Consider the following 17,185-nt stretch of genomic DNA (forward strand, 5'->3'; position numbering starts at 1 on the left):
ATGACGTCCGTCGAGGCCATCGCCGCCGTCCCGTTCGTCGACGGGATCGTCTACGGCGAGGGGCCGCGTTGGCACGGAGATCGCCTGTGGTTCACCGACGGCCTGGCCGGCCGGGTGTACTCGGCCGGTGCCGCAGGTGACCTCGCCGTCGAGGTCGAACTCGCGCGTGCCTCCGGACTCGGGTGGCTACCCGACGGGACGCTCGTGGTGTCGACTCTCTTCTCGGCGGAGCTGCACCATGCCGACGCGCACGGAAACGTGACGGCCGGCTACGACCTGAGCGACATCGCGTGGTCCACCAACGATCTGCTGGTCGCGCCGGACGGCCGGACGTATGTCGACCTCTATATCGCTGACGGCCGCGGCCTGACGGGCGGAATCGGACTGGTTGGCGCCGACGGCACCGTGAAGATCGTCGCCACCGGACTGTCGATGCCCAACGGCCTCGGGCTGCTGCCCGATGAGTCGACCCTCGTGGTCAGCGAGACCCACGGTTCCCGCCTGCTGGCGTTCACCGCCGGTCCCGACGGCAGTCTCGGCGCACCCACTGTGTTCGCCGACCTCGGCCCGGACCGGCATCCCGACGGACTGTGCGTCGACACCGCGGGTGGAGTGTGGGTCGGCTCGTATGACACCGGAGAGTTCCTGCGCGTCGTCGCCGGCGGCGAGATCACCCACCGCATCGAGATCGACCGCGGATGGGCGGTGGCGCCGGCACTGGGCGGTCCCGACGGGCGGACGCTCTACCTCGTGGTCAACGACACGAGCCACGAAGATCTGTTGGCGGGCAACTCGACGGGACGGATCCTGCAGGCGCGCGTCGACGTGCCCGGGGTCGGATCGCCCTGACAGCCTGACTCAGTTGTCGGGCTCTGCGCTCTCGTCGTCCTCGGGCTCCTCGGCCGGGGCCGCTTCCAACGGGACGCTTTCCGCGCGCGGGGTGCCGGCAGCCGACGTGTTGTCGGCCGGTTGCAACTGGACCACCTGCCCCACCGCCCGGCGCAGCCCCGGCGGTCCCTCTTTACGGAAGAACTCACCGATCCGTCCGGCGCGGTAGCGCAGCGGCGAACCGAGCAGCTCACCCATCACCACGCCGCTGCCGAGTGCCAGCGCCGTCGCTGCCGCGGTCAGCAGGTGCGCGAGTCCCTCACCGAAGTTCTCGTCTACGGCGAAGGCGAACACCGCCCAGAACACCGCGAGGCCGGGCAGCATCGGCATGATGCCGGCGGTCGCCGTCACCAGCGCCGGAGATTGCCGGCGAATGGAGATCAGGGTGGCCAGGAAACCGACACCGATCGCCGCGATCCCGGTGGCCGCCCACTGACCGAACCCGGCGGTCCCCAGCCCGATAAGCGTCAGCTCCGCCAGCCCGGCGGCGAGCCCGGCAGTGGGTAGCGAACGCAGCGGCGCATAGCTGGCCATGGTGAGGCACATCCCGGCCAGCGACGCGCCCAGAACCGCCAACACGATCGGCAGTGGACCTCTCGGGGTGAGGAAGGTGCCGGCCGTGTTGACATGCAGTTCGATCTGGAACCCGAGCAGCGTGGCGGCCTGCAGTGCGCCGGTGATGCCGACGACGATCCCGGCGGAAAGAAAGACCGCATCACCGAGCCGCGCGACCGCGGTGACCATGTACCCGGTCAACGCGTCCTGTACGGCACCGACCAAGGTCATGCCCGACAGCAGCAACACGATCCCGGTGGCGACCAGAGCACTGAGCCCCTGACCGGCGTAGCGGTAGGCGCCCAGGGCGATCACGGTGGCGATCGCCGCCCCGACCGCATGCTGGAAGAAGAACGGCGTGCCGATCCGATTCAGCAGGCGGCCGACACGGTCGATCAGCGCGGCCGTGAGGCTGGCCAGCAGACAGGTCAACCAGTTGCCGCCCAGCATCATTGCGATGCCCAGCGCGAAACCCGCCCAGCCGGCGGTCGCGAGCCACCGCGGGAACGGATGTGGACTCTCGGTGAGCTCGTCCATGGCCTCGTGCGCCTCGTCGACCGTGATACCGCCGGACGTGATTCGCCGCACGAGCCGGTCGAGGTGGGCGAGCCGGGTGTAGTCCGTCGACCTGGTGCGCACCGCCCGCATGATCGTGACCGGCGGGCTGTCCGCGGTGGGTAGCGCCGAGACGATGATCGTCGCCACCGTGATGTCGACGACACAGTCGGTGAGCCGGTAGGCCTGTGCGACGTCCTGGGCGGTGGCGACGACGTCGGCGGTGCCCGAGCCCGACGAGAGCATGACCTCTGCCAATCGGATGGTCAGGTCGAGGACCTTGCGGGTGTGCACGTCGCCCATCCCGGCCGACGCGCGACTGCGCCGGCCGGCCACGGGTGCCGGGTCCCGCCGCCCCCGCAGGGCGATGCGCAGCCCGCCGCGCAAGCGGTCCCTGCCGTTCAATCCTTCCTCAGCCATTTGTGTGCAGCGTAGTCATGAACCGCCGCGGGCCGGTGGAAGCCGGGCTGCCCAGTCGGTTCAGGTCACCGAGCGCGGTCGGCAGCCCGGATCACGTCGGACCCGACAAAGGTGAAGATCTGGGCGCCCGGTGTCAGCGGTTCGGGTGACCCGGTGAAGCGGTGGGCTCCGACGCCGTAACTCACATCCGGCTGCGACACCCAGACCAGATCGAAGCTGCGCTCGTCAAACCAGTTCAGGATCAACGGAACCCGGTCCGGGACGGTGCGGCCGCGAGTCCACAGCACCGTGCCGCCGGTTCTGGTCAGCTGAGGCAGGAAGCCGATGGTCCGCTCGATGTCCTCATCGGTGATGTTGCCGAAAATGCCGCAGGCCACCACGATGTCGGCGGGGATCAGGTCCTGGTATCGGTCGATCAGAGCGGCATCGCCCGTCACCACGTCGACCCCGGTCAGCCCGAACCGGTTCACCGTTTCGGCGGCGATCTCGGCGTTGCGGGGATCCAGCTCGACCAGGCGCGCCCGCACGTCGTCGCGCCGCGGATGGTCGCTCAACACTTCGAGTAGATCCCGCCCCTGCCCGGCGCACAGGCTGACCACCCGCAGCGGCCCTGCCGGAGCCTCGTCCAGCGCCTGCCCGATCAAGGTCTGCACCGCGCGAAGCCGATGTGCGAGTGCCGAATCCGGCCGGTCGTAGTCGTCGTGCCAACTGTGCCAGTCCACGACCGAACAGTAACGCCACGGCGCCATCGGTCGCGCCGCCGCGGGCCGGCACCCTCCGGACATGCTTGACTGCGGCCTGCTTCCACGCAGCGTGAATCATGCAGGTAAAGAACAGTATTCGATCCCGCGAGCGGGCGTCTTCGGAGCGCGGCGAGGGTTTACCGCGGCGTGATGAATACTGGCGGCTACGGCTGGAAACGCACAAAGCGGTCCACGACGGCCGCATCGCCTCGGGAGTAGGTGACGCTGTCCACCTCGGTGCCGTGATCATCCACCAGCAGGAGGTTTCCCCCGGAGTTGCCGAGCTGTGCGCCTGACCCGTCGAGCACGATGACCGCCGAGGCACCACCGGCCAGGTCGGCGTCCAGCTTGCTCTCCCGACCGTTGCGGTCGACCAGGCGCCAACCGTGCAGTGACACCGCCTCGGTGGCGTAGTTGCCGATCACCACCGCTTCGTGTCCGGGGTCGGGGCCGCTCGGATTGATCAGCGCCCGTTCCAGATACGCCAGGCCCGGCGTCACCTGGCCTCCGCCCGCGGTCGGCCCCACCAACTGGGACAGGGGCTGTGCACCCGGTGCCGCGTCACCCTGCGGGTCGGTGGGCACCCGTTGGGTCTGGAAGGCGAGCAGGATGCCGACGACACGATCGGGGAAGGCCAACAGGAGTCCGCCGTCGTGGAAGGCCCCGTTGTCCCCCGCGTGCGCGCCGACATTGCCCTGATTCATGTGGATGTCGTGAATACCGTGCAGACCGTCGGTGTTACCGAAGTCGGCGTCGATCGGCATGTGCATATTGCGGTCGAACTTCGCGCCGAACGCGTAGAGTTCGCCGCCCGCGGATTGGCATTGGGTCAGGTACAAACCCAGAAGGTCTTGTAGGTCATCGGCATTCGCACTGCCGCTGGGTGGCAGCGCCCGGCCGAGGGTGAAGTCGAACAACGGCGCCTTCACGTAGTCCAACGAGGACGCTGACGTGCCGGGGGTGACGGAGAAGCCGGACGCCACCGCAGCCAGTCCATTGACGACGGGGTGCCCGACCAGTGGATCCACCAACCAGAAGACGACCTCGCTGCCGTCGTTCGATTCGACGTTGACCGCGACCCGCCACGGTTGCCCCGAGTCGTCAACCGCCCGGATCTGCAGGTGCGGAGTTGACTGCCCGTCTTCCCTGACGAACCGGTCCGGTCGTGCGCGCAGAACGCCATAGGTGATCGCCATGATCGACTCCTCCGTTTCAATGCCGACACAAGGACTTTCATGTGCCTGCACCCGCAGAAACTATCGGCCCGTCGCGATGCGGACACGCGTAGCGGACTACCCGAAACGGAGAACCGCGACTATCTGCCGTGGGAGGCGAAGAACTGCCCCGAGGCATCCGAGGCGTCGAAGGCGTGGCTGGCGGCCCCGACGGACTGCACGGGAAGGATCTCGGGCACGCCAGGCCACGTGTGCCCGCCCCCGTCGACCCGCATGAACACCACCGACGTTCCGCCGGCACAGCCGTCGGAGGCGATGCGGTGGGTTTCGGTGCCGTCGCCGGTGCTGGGCAGCACCTCGTCCGACGGGGCCGGGCAGCCGTTGATCTGGCGCCACCGGTCCACCATCGCCGGCCCGGACACCACGGTGCTGCCTCCGCCCCGCCCCGTCATCGGCCCGCCGTTGAACGGTACGACCGGGTCGGCCGTCCCGTAGGTAGCCAGGACCGACACGGGTCTGGAGGGATTACAACCCACATTCGTGCCCAGCGTGCCGGCCACCGGGGCGATCGCGGCGAACAGGTCGGCGCGATCACACGCCAGCCGGTTGGCCATGAACCCACCTGCCGACAGACCCGTGGCATATACCCGGCCGCGCGGGATGCCGTTCTCGGCGACGAGGCGATCGACGAGGGTCGAGATGAACCCGACATCGTCGACCCCTTGACGGTCCGGCACCGACGCGCCGCGGCCGTCGGCCCAGCTGTAATCGATGCCGTCGGGGTAGACCACGGCGAACCCGTAGGCGTCGGCCACCCCGTCGTAGTGAGTGAGCGCCGCCTGATCGGCTCCGGTCGCGCCTGCCGCGTGCAGATTGACCACCAGCCCGGAAGGTGTGCCCCCGGCCGGCAGGTGGAGCCGGTAGGTGCGCATCGTGCCGCCGAAGTCGATCTGCGCCGACGGTAAGGGCGCAGCCCACGCGGGCGGTGGCGCCGCCGCACATCCCAACAGCGCGACGAGCGCGGCGGATACCACTGTTCTGAGCCGTCCCGGCGTGAAAAGCACCGGGGCAGAGTAGATATCACGGGCGAACTCTTGGGCAACGCCAGGTGACCTACCGGAGAAAAACCTGCAGGCAACCGTCGCCATCCGCTTCCACGCCATCCCGGCCCCCACCGATTCGTCGTCCAGCAAACGAAGTCCCGACGCTACCCGGTCACTGTGACCGGCGGGGCGAGATAACCGGATTCGGCCGGTCAGATGGTCAGGACCATGCGGTAGCGCGCCTGTCCCTGCTCCATGGCGGCGTAGGCGCTCGGCGCCTCAGCGAGCGGGCGCTCCTCGATCCGGGCCCGCACGCCCGACAACACCGCGAAGTGCATCGTCTCCTCGACGTCACGTGCGGTTCCGGACGGGTGGCCGGAGATGGTCAGCGCGGGCTGGATCAGTTGCACCGGGCTGATGGGCAACGGATCGGCGGACACCCCGATCGCCACCAACTCACCGCGGGGCGCGAGTCCGCCCACTGTCTCGGCCATCGCCTGCGAATTGCCCACCGTGGCCAGGACCACCGCCGCGCCGCCCAGATCCAGCAGCGCTGCGCTGACGTCGCCTGCGGTCGAGTCGATGTAGTGCCGGGCGCCCAACGCCCGGGAATCGGCTTCCTTGCCGGGGCCGCGGGCGATCGCGACCGTCTCGAAGCCCATCGCGTGGGCGAACTGCAGACCGAGATGCCCCAGGCCACCCACACCAAGGACTGCGACCACGTCGCCGGGCAGGGCCCGGGTGTGGCGGAGCGCGTTGTAGGTCGTCACCCCGGCGCAGCCCATCGGAGCGGCCTCGGCGAAGGACAGTTCGTCGGGGATGCGGGCCAGCGCGTTGGCCGGTACCGTCACGGATTCCGCGTATCCGCCCGGATAGTGCAGGCTCGGTATCTGCCCCTTCTCACAGTGGATGAACAGGCCCTTGCGACACGGGATGCAGACTCCGCAGTGCCCGCCGAACCAGCCGATCGCCACCCGGTCCCCCACCGCGAAATCGGTGACGCCCGCGCCCACTTCGGCGATGGTGCCGGCGATCTCATGGCCCGGCGTCACCGGCCACCCGATGCCCGGGAATCCACCGTTGAGGATGGCCCGGTCGGTGCCGCAGACTCCACAGGCGGCCACCGCGACCCGGACCTGTCCCCGATCGGGCGAGAGGGTCTGAGCGTCAACGAGTTCCAGGTTGCCGCCAGCGGACTGGACGTGAACAGCTCGATGTGTGGCCATGAGAATCCTTACCGTCACCGTCGGGATGTCTCGCCATCATGGACCGTCGATGGCCCGCTTGGCCAGGGTCTGCGCTCAGCCCAGGATCAACGGCAGCTGTGCCGCCGTCTCCCCGAGAGCGGTCAGCTCCAGATCTGTCGGCGCCCGCCTGCCGGTCCCCAGCCGCAGGATGTCGTCATCGGAGAACTCCGCGGGGAACCGGACGCCCGTGATGTCCCCCAACATCGCGCGTGAGCGGGCCAGTCCCGCCGCCGGTGGGCCTGGCTCCCCCGTCAGATGCGCGACCAGATCAAGGTGGTGCAGGGTCCATTCCAGAACGTAGGCGTCGAGGTAGTCGCCGACGGTGAGAACCTGTCCCCGCGTGCCGACCCGAGCGTGCGGGTCTGCAAGGCCAGCTGCCCGTCCTGCGGCCGAGCCCACGTCATCGAGATGAAACTTGAGCAGGGCCGGATCCCCGTATGCCGCGGCCAGTCTGACGGTCAGCGCGTCCAGGGGGTCCTCGCCGTCGGGCGGCGTGCCGGACACGGCCCAGTACGTCAGCGCGTTGCGGGTCGGTTCCGCCTCGGTCGGGGTGACCAGGGTGATCAACACATCCTGGGCGTCAATGACGAGGTGGCACACCAGATCTCGAACCAGCCAACCGGCACACCCGGACGGCTGGTCGAAGTCCTCGGGATCGAGCCCGGCCACCGCGGCGCGCAGCGCCGCCCACGAATCTGAGAACTGGCCCACGACTGCAAACTAGCAGCGGACCACCCGCTCGGCCGCCGTCCAGTCGTAGGGCAGGAACTTGCCGTCGAACGTCACCACCACGCGGTCACCGGCAAGATGCGGCTTGCGCTGCACGTCGACGCTGAAGTTGATGGCGCTCATGATGCCGTCACCGAACTGTTCGTGGATGACTTCCTTGAGCGCACCGCCGTAGACCTGGAGCGCCTCGTAGAACCGGTAGATGGTGGGATCGGTGGGCACGGCTGTCGGGAGTCCACCGCGCATCGGGACGGCAGCCAGTACCGGGATCACCGACTCGTCCAATCCGAGTAGGTCCACGATGATCCTGCCCGACTCGGCCGGTACCGGGTGTTGCCCGAGCAGGGCGGACACTGTCCACACCACGGGTCTGTCGATGGCGTCGGCCAGCTCCTGCCACGTCAGGCCCTTGGTAAGGCGGGCTTCTACGATCGCGGCGGTGATCTCGTCTCTGCTCATACCAGCCAGCATGCCCGTGGCGAACGGTCACCGCACGCCCAACGTGCCCTCCAGATACTCACCGCGGCAGGCCACCCGGGCCAGCTTGCCGCTGGTGGTCCTCGGAATCGCGCCTGCCGGCAGGAATCGCAGATCGGCGACGGTTAATCCGTGCCGGTCGGCCACCGCCGCGCGGATGGCCTCACTGGCTTCCTCCGGATCGGCCCGTTTGGTGCGGGCGGCGCGTTCGGCGATCACCACCAATGTGGCGCCGTCACCGTCAGTAGGCACGGTGAAGGCCGTGACGTAGCCGCGGCGGACCAACGGCGAGGCGTCGGCCACCGTTGCCTCGATGTCCTGCGGGTAGTAACTGCGACCGTCGATCCGCACCAGGTCGGCCATCCGCCCGGTCACATAGAACTGCCCCTCGAAATACACCCCGAGGTCACCGGTCCGCAGCCAGGTGGCATCGTCGGGCAGCCCCGCGGCGTGACTACCGGAGGCGAGACGGGAATGCAGCGGCACCCCGAACACCTTGCTCGTCTCCTCGGGACGGGCCCAGTAACCTCTACCAATGTTGTTGCCGTGCAACCAGATCTCCCCGACCTCACCGTCGGGCACCTCTTCGGACGCGCCGTCGGCAGTCGCGGGGTTGACGATCACCGCCCACAAGCTGCGGGCCGGATGACCGCACGACACATGTGGGACGGCCCCCTCGGCGTGGGCGTTGACGCGGACAGCGCGCCCCAGGGTCAACTGCTCACGGTCGAAATAGACCACCGACGCCTGCTCGGCCGGGGCGATCGTCGAGATCAGCAGCGTCGCCTCGGCGATGCCGTACGACGGCTTGAACGCTGTCGGCGGCAGCCCGTACGGCGCGAACACCTCATTGAAGGAAGTAATGACCTCAGGTATTACGGGTTCGGAACCGATGATGAGCACCACGTTGCTCAGGTCGATGTCCTCTCCGTCGGCGGGAACGCCGCGCTGCGCGGTCCATTCGTAGGCGAAGTTCGGTGCGGCGGTGATCACGCGGCCGTGTTTGGAGGCGTCGGACATCGCACGGATCCATCTCTGGGGCCGCCGGATGAACGCTGTCGGTGACATCAGCGTCGAGTGCCCGCCGTAGACAGCGGGAAACCCGATCATCGACAGGCCCATATCGTGATAGAGCGGTAACCAGCTGAGGCCGTGGGTGTTTCGGTTCAACAGATCGATGGACAGGATCATCTGCAACAGGTTGGTGCCGACCGCGCGATGGGTGATCTCCACGCCGACAGGCGGGCGGGTCGAGCCCGAGGTGTACTGCAGGTGGGAGATGTCGTCGGGATCGACCGAGATCGGGGTGAAGGTGTCCCCCGCCGAATCGGGTATCTCGTCGATGAGCTCGACCCGCGGTCGCAGTGTGTCCGGCATCTTCGCGAGGAACTCCCCTACGGCGTCGGCGGCGGACGCGGTGGTGAGCACCGTGGTGGGACGGCAATCGAGCAGCGCGGTTTCGAGTCGTTCGGCGTGGCCCTGCAGTTCCGGCGCGAACAGCGGCACCGCGATGTTCCCGGCCTTGATCGCAGCGAAGAAGCCGACGACATAGTCCAGGCCCTGCGGCGCAAGAACGGCAACCCGGTCACCCCGTGCAGCGACCTGCTGCAGCCGCGCTGCGACGGCCCCCAGCCGGACGCCCAACTGCGTCCAGGTCAGCTCGAAGACTTCCTCTTCGGCGTGGCTGTGGTCGAGGTAGCGGTAGGCGACCAGATCGCCGACATGGGCGATGTTGCGATCGATCAGCGATATCAGGGTGGTGCCGGGGGGCAGCACGATGCCACCGTTTTCGTCCAGGCAGTCCTCGATGCGGAGCAGGCCTGCCGGGGCCTCGTACTGAATCTGAGAGCCGCTGTCCATGCCCGCAGTCTAGGTCGAGGCACCTTCGAGGCGGGCCGCCAGTTGCTCGAATGTGAGGGTCCACCCGCTGTGGAAGCTGTCGAATTCCTCTGGCGGCAAAAGGGAATGCTCGATCGACATCATCGTCTGCCCGTCGCCGGCCGGCTCGAATTCAACGTTGACGATGCTGACCACAGTCGGGTCCGCCCAGTCCGAGTTGCTCCAGGTGAACCGCAGCACGCGGGGCCGGTCGATCGTCAGGAACTGTCCGGTGATCAGCACGCTCGAACCGGAATCGTCGATGTCGAACCGCACGAGCCCACCGACCCGAGGTTCGACCGCCACTTCGACGCAGTACACCGGCCGGGGGCACATCCACTCCCGCAGCGACTCGGGATCGAGCCATTCGTCGAACACCACATCGGGAGCCGCGGGCATCAGCCGCCGCACGCGGACCGTTGGCGCGTCGGTCATCGGGACTGCGCCTTCCGCCGCAACCGTTCGGCCAGGGCATCCGCGCGGCTCGACCAGAAGTCCGTCTGCTCGGTCATCCACTGCTGAGCCGTGGTCAACCCGTCCTGTTTGAGTGAGACCCAGTGCTCTCGACCTCGGATCTCGCGCTGTACCAGACCCGCGGCCTCCAATACCCCGATATGGCGCGAGACACCGGCGAAGGTCATCGGCAACGGGGCGGCGAGGTCACTGATGCGAGTCTCACCCTCACGCAGGGCCTCCAGCAACCGGCGCCGGGTCGAATCGGCCAGAGCCGAATAGGCGCGGTCCAGAACTTGATCTTCAACCACCTTGTTGACTATAGCCGCGGGCCGTGGTTACCTCGAGGAACGTTATTCAACTGATTTGTTGAACGATTGAAGAGCGTTGCAACGGACTGACGACGGGAGCAACCATGAAGAATCCACCGATCGTGCCGGCCGCCGATTGGCAGGCCGCACTCGACGAAATGCTGGCCAAGGAAAAAGAATTCACCCGCGCACGGGACCGGCTCGCGGCGCTGCGCCGACGCATGCCGTGGACACCGGTGACCAAGGACTACGAGTTCGAAGGCCCCGAAGGCAGTGCCACCCTGTTCGACCTGTTCGCCGGACGACGTCAGCTGATCGTGTACCGGGCATTCCTCGATCCGGGTGTGGACGATTGGCCGGAACACGGTTGCGTCGGCTGCTCCTTGATGGCCGACCACATCGGCAACCTGGCGCATCTCAACGCGCGCGACACCACCCTGGTCTACGCCTCGCGCGGGTCCCAGGCCGACATCGCCCGGATCAAGGCGCGTATGGGGTGGAGCCATCCCTGGTACACCATGGTCCCCCGGCCCGGCGCGGAGTTCGACGTGGACTTCGGCGTCGACCAGTGGCACGGCACCAACGCGTTCATTCGCGACGGCGACCGGATCTTCCGCACCTATTTCATCGACAACCGGGGCGACGAGGCGTTCGTCAACACGTGGAACTTCCTGGACATGACCGCGCTCGGCCGGCAGGAGACCTGGGAGGATTCCCCGCCGGGATACCCGCAGACCAAGGCCTACGAGTGGTGGTCCTGGCACGACACCTACCCCGAGCATGAGCCCTCGCGGTGGTTCGGCGATCCGGACCCCGACAATCCGCGCGATCCACGCCCGCCACGTGACGGCTGCGCCTGCGGCAGTAACTGACCCACCCCGGGCAGACCCGCGACAGCCATTGGAGAAGATGGGCGGGTGACGTCATCCCCGCTGACCATTCCCGCCCTCCTGCGGCGCAGTGTCGCCGAATTCGGCGAGTCCGTCTACCTGGTCACCCCGGCCGACCGGCTCACCTTCCGCGAGGCCGAGCAACGATCCGCACGCCTGGCGCGGTGGCTGCTGCACCAAGGGGTCGGCAAGGGTAGCCGCGTGGGCCTGTTCTTCCCCAACGGCGCCGAGTGGGTGACGTGGTGGCTCGCGGTGTCGAGGATCGGGGCGGTGGCGGTGCCGCTGAGCACGCTGTACACCCCCGCCGAGATCGCAAAGGTGTTGCGCCTGGCTGATATCGGTCTGCTCATCGCCCCCGCCGCGGTGCTGAACATCGATGTCGCCGACCGGCTGGAAGCAGCGCTGCCCGAACTGGCAGACCACTCCACGAGCCGGCTGGCCCTGCGCGCCGCCCCGTACCTGCGCCGCATCGCGCTGATCGGTACCGCCAACCGGCCGTGGGCATCACCCGGGTGTGACGAGGCCGCCGACGTCGTACCGGTCGGGGTTCTCGATGCCGCGGAGGCCGAGGTCTCCCCCGCCGACCTCGCCATCATGGTGCACACGTCGGGATCCACCGCAGATCCCAAAGGGGTCCTGCACACCCACGGGACCCTGGTGCGTCAAACCTCGACGTGGCCGGCGGCCATCCGGGCGATCACCCGAACACAAGACCAGTCCCGCATCCTGTGCGCCATGCCGTTCTTCTGGATCGGCGGACTGCTCGCCGTCACCGGCGCCCTGCACGAACCGGTCACCCTGGTGGTGATGCCGAAACTCGACCCGGAGACCGCTCTGGATCTTGCCGAGCGGGAACGGATCACCGGCATCGTGGGCTGGCCGGCATTCACCCAGCGGCTGCGTGAGCACCCGTCGTTCACCGACCGCGACCTGAGCAGTGCACCGATGCTGCGCGACGGCCCACTCGACATCGCCATGACCGACGTGCCCGACGGATTTCCGGTGCACCGCACCATGTCCGAGACGGCGGGCGGGTTCGCCTTCACCGACATGGCCATCGTCGACGAAGACGGGTCCCCGGTCGCATCCGGGGAGACCGGCGAACTGCTGGTCCGAGGTATCGGGGTGATGGCCGGGTACAACAAGCGCGAACGGTCGGACACCTTCGACACCGACGGCTGGTACCACACCGGCGACAAGGTGTACCGGCGCGACGGCGACCCCCGACTGTTCTACGTCGGACGCACCACCGATCTGATCAAGGCCGCCGGGGCCAACGTCTCACCGTTGGAGGTCGAGGCCGTCATCGCCGAGTCTGCCGGCGTGGCGCAGTGTGTGGTCGTCGGCACCGACGACCCGCAGCGCGGGGAGGAGGTCTGCGCGGTCGTGGTGCCGACCACGGACCTCGATCTGGCGGACCTGGCCACCTATGCTCGCGAACAATTGTCCGCCTACAAGGTGCCTACCCGCTGGGCGCTGACCGAGAGCGAACGGATCCCCACCCTGTCCAGCGGAAAATTCGACCGGAAAACCTTGCGACAGTTGATCATCGACGAGGAAATCGCGACGATCCGCCTTCAGCCGCCGGGCCGGACCGCGAGCTGATCATGCCGCGCTGAACCGGACTGGCATCGAGTGGATACCGTTCATCAGATTCGAACGCACCCGCTCCACCGGCCCGATGACCTCAAGATCCTTCATCCGGTACAGGATCTCGGGAAAAATGGCTGCCGCCTCCACCCTGGCCAGGTTCGCGCCGAGGCAGAAATGCGTCCCACCGCCACCGAAGGCCAGGTGTGGATTCGGGTTTCGGCCGATGTCGAATCGGTCGGGATCGACGAACTGCGTCTCGTCGCGATTGGCCGACGGGAAGAACATCGCCACACGCTCCCCTTCGGCGATGCGAACACCGTGCAGTTCAGTGTCTTTCGTTGCCGTACGGGTGAAAGCGGTCACCGGACTGACATACCGGAGCATCTCCTCGACCGCCGTGGACAGCAGCCCGGGGTCGGCCGCCAGTCGAGCGAGTTCGTCCGGGTGCTCCAGTAGAGCCAAGGTGCCCGCCGACACCAGGTTTCGGGTGGTGTCTCCCCCGGCATTGAGCATCAACAGGAAGAACATGTTGAACTCGAGGTCAGTGAGGTGCCGACCGTCCACCTCGGCATCGAGCAGCGCGGTCGCGATGTCATCGCCCGGTTCTGCACGCTTGCGTTGCGCCAGTGCCGACGCGTACTCGAACATCTCGATCTGCGCCTGCATCACCGTGTCCGTCGCTTCGCCCACGTGCTCCGAGTTCATGACCTCGGTGAGGTGATACAGGCGGCGACCGTCCTCGTGAGAGATGCCCAGCAGTTCGGCGATCACATACGACGGCAACGCGCCGGCGATGTCGGACACGAATTCACACTCGCCCCGGGCCAGCACCCCGTCGACGATCTCGGTTGCCAGGCAGCCCAGCCGCTCACGCAGCTTGGCCACATGTCGTGGGGTGAAACCCTTGCTGACGAGCGTCCGCAGTGCGCTGTGCCGCGGCGGATCCATGGTCAGCATCATGAGGTCGAGATGATACGAATTCTCCGGTAGCGGAACGTCGAAGAGCACTCCGGTCCGATGCGATGACCACGTCGCGCTGTCCCGCGACACCGCGTGCACCTCGTCGTATCCGGTGAGTGCCCAGAAGCCTGCCCCGTCCGAGTACGGATGCCAGGCGACCGGTGCCCGGCGCCGAAGTTCCCGGAATGCCGCGAACGGCACACCCGCCTCGTAGACCGCCGGATCGGTCAGGTCGACACCGCTGATGCTGACCGCATCGTCGAGCATGCCGTGACGGTAGTGCACCGACGTGCCCGCAGGGTCAGAATCGGTCGATCAGCTCGCGAAATCCGGCTGCGGGCTGCACCAGCGCGCCCGCGTCGCGGACCCTCGAGGCCAGCCCGCCATCCGATGTCACCACGGTGATCTCGCCGGGTCGCGAATCCGCCTGAACCAACCGCACGATCTCGTCGTCCGCCGAGTTCGCGTGCGCCCGTGGAGCGTGCGTCACCTCGACGACCGCCGACTCGATCGTCGACGCCGACGGCCCCTCGAACACCACCGTCACAGGCAGGTTCTCGGCCGAAGCCCAGCGCTCGAGCTGCTCCACCAGACCGGCCATCGCACCGTGGCGATCCTTCCACCAACCGTCTGGCTTGGACCCGATCACGTTCATCGCATCCACGATCCACCGCACCCAACCGACCGTACGGGCACACCGCATGCAGAACCTGCCGAATCGGAGTTGACTGGAACGTCTCACCGGGCGCGGGCACGGAGGAAGGGGCACCGGACATGGTCGTCGAATCAAGTGGTGCATCCACGGAGCCGACGAAAGCCAGGCATATCCGGTTGACGTCGCACAGTGCTGTCGCAGGTACCCCGACCATTCACTGGGGTGCGCCGACCGCCGCGGAGCGTGGTCCGGTGATCGGTACCACCACCACCCGCGCGCACCGCAACGTGATCGGCACCCACAGTGGCTCCTACAGCGTGTACCGGGCTCTGGCCGTCGCCGCCGGCGCCCTCTCCCCGGAGCACCGTGCCGATCTCACCAATACCTCTCCCACCGATGCGATCGGGCCGTACCCCCAGTGGAGCCACCCCGAGACGATCGTCAGCCTGGACCCATGGGGCGCGATGGTCGCCGACGCGTTCGCCGCTGAACTGGGCGCAGGCTATGACATCCGGCCGACCGTCGCGGTGACCAAGGCCCATGTGATGGTGCCGGAGGTCGCCACCGCCATCGCCGCAGGCCGACTGCATCCCGACGGCCAGATACTCCTGGAAAACGGTGCGGCCCTGGTGACGAAGGCAGCTATCGAGCCGGTGTGGTTCCTGCCCGGTGTCGCTGCCAGGTTCGGCTGCACCGAGACCGCCCTGCGCCGGGTGCTGTTCGAGGAGACCGGGGGCATGTACCCCGAACTCGTGACCCGCGGCGACCTCGAGGTGTTCCTGCCGCCGATCGGCGGTCAGACCGTGTACATCTTCGGGGCCCCATACGATTTGGCCGATCCGACCGTGGAGCTGACTGCCCGGGTGCACGACGAGTGCAACGGTTCGGACGTCTTCGGCTCCGACATCTGCACGTGCCGGCCCTATCTCACGCACGCCATCGAGGAATGTATCGCCGGCGCCCAGCGTGGCGGGGTCGGGTTGGTCGCCTATTCCCGCAAGGAGGGCCGCGCACTCGGTGAGGTGACGAAATTCCTGGTCTACAACGCACGCAAGCGCCAGGACGGCGGCGACACCGCCGACCAGTACTTCGCCCGCACCGAATGCGTAGCGGGGGTGCAGGATATGCGGTTCCAGGAGCTCATGCCCGACGTCCTGCACTGGCTGGGAATCCGCAAGATCCACCGCCTGGTGTCGATGAGCAACATGAAATACGACGCCATCACCGGTTCCGGGATCGAGGTTGGCGAGCGTGTCAACATCCCCGACGATCTGATCCCGGCCGACGCCCGGGTGGAGATCGACGCCAAGATGGCCGCCGGATACTTCACCCCCGGCCCGGTACCCGGCGCCGACGAACTCAAGATCGCCAAAGGCCGCGGACTCACGCCATGACCACGACCCCGGACGGCGCAGCCGCAGTCGCCACGCTGCGCACGACCACCGCGATCCGCGAACGGGCACAGCACCTTCTGCAGCGGGCCCGGGTCGGCAACTCCGCCTGGTTCCTGGTGGATGACGATGCTCTGAACCGGGCAGCCGCCGAGGTCGCGGACGTCACCCGCAGCCGCTACCCGACACTCGCCATCCCTTACCACGGCAGGTGGCGACATTTCGAGGCCGGAGGGGTGGATCGCCGGTCCGAGTTGGACTCGCGCACAGCCGGTTCGGATGACGCGTCGCGTGCTCGATCGATGATCGACCTGGCGGTGGTGAGCGTGTTGCTCGACGCCGGCGCCGGACCTGATTGGCACTACACCGAACCCGGTACCGGCCTTCGTCTGAACCGCTCCGAGGGGCTGGGGGTCGCGAGCTGGCACGCCTTCTGTGGTGGCTTGTTCTCCAGCGACGGAGACGATCCGCTGCGGGCAGATGCCGACGCACTGCGAGGCCTCGAGGACGAAAGCCTGGCGGCCGCATTTCAGTCGGACCTCGGAAATCCGTTGCTCGGCCTCACTGGTCGGGTGCAGCTGCTGCGCCGCCTGGGCACCCAATTGGCCGCTCGCCCTGATGTATTCGGACCGGACGGCCGTCCCGGCGGATTGTTCGACATGATGACCGGCCCGACGGTCACGGCCCACGACCTACTCTCGACGGTCTTGGACGCACTGTCGGGAGTGTGGCTCACCGACAACACCATCGGCGGTCAACCACTCGGTGACTGCTGGCGGCATCAGGCGGCGCCGGGCCCCGGTCTGTCACGCGGCTGGATGCCGTTTCACAAACTGTCCCAGTGGCTGACCTACTCCCTGCTGGAACCGTTCGAACGGGCCGGCGTCGCCGTCACCGAACTCGATGCCCTCACCGGCCTGCCCGAGTACCGGAACGGCGGTCTGCTGCTGGATACCGGAGTGCTGCGGCTACGTGATGCCGCGCTCGCCGAGAAGGACTGGGCGGTGGACGACGAACTCGTCGTCGAATGGCGGGCACTGACCGTCGCGCTGCTCGATGAGCTCGCACCGCTCATCCGTGACCATCTCGGCGCCCCACGGCTGCCGCTGGCGTGTGTGCTGGAGGGCGGAACCTGGGCGACGGGCCGAGCACTGGCTGCACGCCTGCGCGACGGCGCACCGCCGTTGTCCATCATCAGTGACGGCACGGTCTTCTAAGGAGT

General features: G+C 67.6%; 17 protein-coding genes. 5 read left to right on the forward strand and 12 right to left on the reverse strand.

The window, feature by feature from the left end; all coding sequences use genetic code 11:
- Positions 1 to 849, forward strand: coding sequence for an SMP-30/gluconolactonase/LRE family protein (locus tag AB0876_RS32740; protein ID WP_491841662.1), 849 nt, complete (start codon positions 1 to 3; stop codon positions 847 to 849).
- A 9-nt stretch (positions 850 to 858) separates the two neighbouring features.
- On the opposite strand, the gene AB0876_RS32745 is transcribed toward AB0876_RS32740, so the two are convergent.
- From AB0876_RS32745 to AB0876_RS32790, 10 genes are all read right to left on the reverse strand, one after another.
- On the reverse strand, positions 859 to 2,418 hold the full coding sequence (locus AB0876_RS32745; protein ID WP_491841663.1) for a threonine/serine exporter family protein: 1,560 nt from the start codon (positions 2,416 to 2,418) through the stop codon (positions 859 to 861).
- Positions 2,419 to 2,483: 65 nt separating this feature from the next.
- Positions 2,484 to 3,140, reverse strand: coding sequence for a class I SAM-dependent methyltransferase (locus tag AB0876_RS32750; RefSeq protein ID WP_491841664.1), 657 nt, complete (start codon positions 3,138 to 3,140; stop codon positions 2,484 to 2,486).
- A gap of 185 nt (positions 3,141 to 3,325) precedes the next feature.
- A complete protein-coding gene (locus tag AB0876_RS32755; RefSeq protein WP_526044082.1) occupies positions 3,326 to 4,357 on the reverse strand; it encodes a DUF2278 family protein in 1,032 nt (343 codons plus the stop codon).
- A gap of 119 nt (positions 4,358 to 4,476) precedes the next feature.
- Positions 4,477 to 5,400, reverse strand: coding sequence for an extracellular catalytic domain type 1 short-chain-length polyhydroxyalkanoate depolymerase (locus tag AB0876_RS32760; RefSeq protein ID WP_526044083.1), 924 nt, complete (start codon positions 5,398 to 5,400; stop codon positions 4,477 to 4,479).
- A gap of 191 nt (positions 5,401 to 5,591) precedes the next feature.
- A complete protein-coding gene (locus tag AB0876_RS32765; protein ID WP_491841667.1) occupies positions 5,592 to 6,605 on the reverse strand; it encodes an alcohol dehydrogenase catalytic domain-containing protein in 1,014 nt (337 codons plus the stop codon).
- A 75-nt stretch (positions 6,606 to 6,680) separates the two neighbouring features.
- Positions 6,681 to 7,337 (reverse strand): maleylpyruvate isomerase N-terminal domain-containing protein, encoded by a 657-nt coding sequence (locus tag AB0876_RS32770; RefSeq protein WP_491841668.1) that lies wholly within the window; start codon positions 7,335 to 7,337, stop codon positions 6,681 to 6,683.
- A 9-nt stretch (positions 7,338 to 7,346) separates the two neighbouring features.
- Positions 7,347 to 7,814: a cyanase gene (gene cynS, locus AB0876_RS32775; protein ID WP_526044084.1), complete on the reverse strand. Its 468-nt coding sequence runs from the start codon at positions 7,812 to 7,814 to the stop codon at positions 7,347 to 7,349.
- A gap of 27 nt (positions 7,815 to 7,841) precedes the next feature.
- Positions 7,842 to 9,692 carry a fatty acyl-AMP ligase gene (locus tag AB0876_RS32780; RefSeq protein ID WP_491841670.1) on the reverse strand — a complete coding sequence of 617 codons (1,851 nt, stop codon included), beginning with the start codon at positions 9,690 to 9,692 and terminating at the stop codon, positions 7,842 to 7,844.
- A 9-nt stretch (positions 9,693 to 9,701) separates the two neighbouring features.
- Positions 9,702 to 10,145 carry an SRPBCC family protein gene (locus tag AB0876_RS32785; RefSeq protein WP_526044085.1) on the reverse strand — a complete coding sequence of 148 codons (444 nt, stop codon included), beginning with the start codon at positions 10,143 to 10,145 and terminating at the stop codon, positions 9,702 to 9,704.
- Positions 10,142 to 10,474, reverse strand: coding sequence for an ArsR/SmtB family transcription factor (locus AB0876_RS32790; RefSeq protein ID WP_491841672.1), 333 nt, complete (start codon positions 10,472 to 10,474; stop codon positions 10,142 to 10,144). Before AB0876_RS32790 ends, AB0876_RS32785 begins: the two co-directional genes overlap by 4 nt.
- A 104-nt stretch (positions 10,475 to 10,578) precedes the next feature.
- Between AB0876_RS32790 and AB0876_RS32795 the strand changes: the two genes are divergently transcribed.
- Both AB0876_RS32795 and AB0876_RS32800 read left to right on the forward strand, forming a co-directional pair.
- Positions 10,579 to 11,346: a DUF899 domain-containing protein gene (locus tag AB0876_RS32795; protein WP_526044086.1), complete on the forward strand. Its 768-nt coding sequence runs from the start codon at positions 10,579 to 10,581 to the stop codon at positions 11,344 to 11,346.
- A gap of 45 nt (positions 11,347 to 11,391) precedes the next feature.
- Positions 11,392 to 12,969, forward strand: coding sequence for a class I adenylate-forming enzyme family protein (locus tag AB0876_RS32800; RefSeq protein WP_526044087.1), 1,578 nt, complete (start codon positions 11,392 to 11,394; stop codon positions 12,967 to 12,969).
- On the opposite strand, the gene AB0876_RS32805 is transcribed toward AB0876_RS32800, so the two are convergent.
- Together AB0876_RS32805 and AB0876_RS32810 are read right to left on the reverse strand one after the other, a co-directional pair.
- A complete protein-coding gene (locus tag AB0876_RS32805; RefSeq protein WP_491841675.1) occupies positions 12,970 to 14,184 on the reverse strand; it encodes a cytochrome P450 in 1,215 nt (404 codons plus the stop codon).
- Between the two features lie 34 nt (positions 14,185 to 14,218).
- Positions 14,219 to 14,593 carry an NYN domain-containing protein gene (locus AB0876_RS32810; protein ID WP_491841676.1) on the reverse strand — a complete coding sequence of 125 codons (375 nt, stop codon included), beginning with the start codon at positions 14,591 to 14,593 and terminating at the stop codon, positions 14,219 to 14,221.
- A gap of 98 nt (positions 14,594 to 14,691) precedes the next feature.
- Between AB0876_RS32810 and AB0876_RS32815 the strand changes: the two genes are divergently transcribed.
- Positions 14,692 to 15,966, forward strand: a complete 1,275-nt coding sequence (locus AB0876_RS32815; protein WP_526044088.1) for a GTP cyclohydrolase II — start codon at positions 14,692 to 14,694, stop codon at positions 15,964 to 15,966.
- The gene (locus AB0876_RS32820; RefSeq protein ID WP_526044089.1) at positions 15,963 to 17,180 is read left to right on the forward strand and encodes a DUF1688 family protein; all 1,218 of its coding nucleotides are present in this window, start codon (positions 15,963 to 15,965) and stop codon (positions 17,178 to 17,180) included. Before AB0876_RS32815 ends, AB0876_RS32820 begins: the two co-directional genes overlap by 4 nt.
- Positions 17,181 to 17,185: the final 5 nt, after the last annotated feature.

Source organism: Mycobacterium sp. NPDC049093 (genome assembly GCF_040704635.1).
GTDB lineage: Bacteria > Actinomycetota > Actinomycetes > Mycobacteriales > Mycobacteriaceae > Mycobacterium.